The organism is Exiguobacterium aestuarii (genome assembly GCF_020171655.1).
GTDB lineage: Bacteria > Bacillota > Bacilli > Exiguobacteriales > Exiguobacteriaceae > Exiguobacterium > Exiguobacterium aestuarii_A.
The window spans coordinates 1-1244 of sequence record NZ_JAIVAC010000011.1; the positions used below are offsets into that span (position 1 = coordinate 1).

Sequence of the window (1244 nt, forward strand, 5' to 3'; positions counted from 1 at the left end):
TTTCAGGGAACAAGCCCTGTAAAGTCTGGTGGCGATAGCGAGACGGCCACACCCGTTCCCATGCCGAACACGGAAGTTAAGCGTCTCAGCGCCGAAAGTAGTTGGGGGATCTCCCCCTGCGAGGATAGGACGTTGCCAGGCTTTATTTTTTTAAAAAAGTTATTGACTTTACATAAAATGACCTTTAAAATAGGTAAAGTCGATATGACTTAAAACGGTCCCGTGGTGTAGGGGTTAACATGTCTGCCTGTCACGCAGAAGATCGCGGGTTCGAATCCCGTCGGGACCGCCATTTTTAATTTAATATTTATGGCTTTGTAGCTCAGTTGGTAGAGCAAAGGACTGAAAATCCTTGTGTCGGCGGTTCGATTCCGTCCAAAGCCACCATATAACGCGCCGGTGTAGCTCAGTTGGTAGAGCATCTGACTTGTAATCAGAGGGTCGAGGGTTCGAATCCTTTCGCCGGCACCATTTTTTCATGGCGGTTGTGGCGAAGTGGTTAACGCACCGGATTGTGATTCCGGCATTCGAGGGTTCAATTCCCTTCAGCCGCCCCATTAAAATTTAATGAGCCATTAGCTCAGTTGGTAGAGCATCTGACTTTTAATCAGAGGGTCGCAGGTTCGAGCCCTGCATGGCTCACCATTTCTCATTATTTTTTATTACTAAATACGTAATTTCACATGCGGGTGTGGCGGAATTGGTAGACGCGCTAGACTTAGGATCTAGTGTCTTTGACGTGGGGGTTCGAGTCCCTTCACCCGCATCTCTAAAATACTTATGCGGAAGTAGTTCAGTGGTAGAATACGACCTTGCCAAGGTCGGGGTCGCGGGTTCGAATCCCGTCTTCCGCTCCATCTTAATACGCGGTCGTGGCGGAATCGGTAGACGCGCTAGGTTGAGGGCCTAGTGGTGGTTAACACCGTGGAGGTTCAAGTCCTCTCGACCGCACCATATGCACCCTTAGCTCAGCTGGATAGAGCGTTAGACTACGAATCTAAAGGCCGGGAGTTCGAATCTCTCAGGGTGCACCATTATTACGGGAAGTAGCTCAGCTTGGTAGAGCACTTGGTTTGGGACCAAGGGGTCGCAGGTTCGAATCCTGTCTTCCCGACCATTTAATTTTTGGTCTTTGAAAACTGAACGATGAGGCAAAAATAAGTTTTACAATTTTTGAATGAAGCGCAAGCTTCGTCAATTTAAGAGCTATATCAAATTCTTTGGAGAGTTTGATCCTGGCTCAG

General features: G+C 48.2%; 10 tRNA genes and 1 rRNA gene. All 11 read left to right on the top strand.

Annotated features, from left to right (window positions below):
* Positions 1 to 24: 24 nt before the first annotated feature.
* Positions 25 to 141: ribosomal RNA gene (rrf, locus tag LCM29_RS15050) — 5S ribosomal RNA — on the top strand.
* A gap of 75 nt (positions 142 to 216) precedes the next feature.
* Positions 217 to 292, top strand: a tRNA-Asp gene (locus LCM29_RS15055).
* A 19-nt stretch (positions 293 to 311) separates the two neighbouring features.
* Positions 312 to 387: transfer RNA gene (locus LCM29_RS15060), tRNA-Phe, on the top strand.
* 8 nt (positions 388 to 395) lie between these two features.
* Positions 396 to 471: transfer RNA gene (locus tag LCM29_RS15065), tRNA-Thr, on the top strand.
* Positions 472 to 481: 10 nt separating this feature from the next.
* A tRNA-His gene (locus tag LCM29_RS15070) sits at positions 482 to 557 on the top strand.
* 12 nt (positions 558 to 569) lie between these two features.
* Positions 570 to 645, top strand: a tRNA-Lys gene (locus LCM29_RS15075).
* Between the two features lie 40 nt (positions 646 to 685).
* Positions 686 to 766 (top strand) — tRNA-Leu (locus tag LCM29_RS15080).
* Positions 767 to 782: 16 nt separating this feature from the next.
* A tRNA-Gly gene (locus LCM29_RS15085) sits at positions 783 to 857 on the top strand.
* A 9-nt stretch (positions 858 to 866) separates the two neighbouring features.
* Positions 867 to 954: transfer RNA gene (locus LCM29_RS15090), tRNA-Leu, on the top strand.
* A gap of 3 nt (positions 955 to 957) precedes the next feature.
* A tRNA-Arg gene (locus LCM29_RS15095) sits at positions 958 to 1034 on the top strand.
* A 6-nt stretch (positions 1035 to 1040) separates the two neighbouring features.
* Positions 1041 to 1117, top strand: a tRNA-Pro gene (locus LCM29_RS15100).
* Positions 1118 to 1244 lie beyond the last annotated feature (127 nt).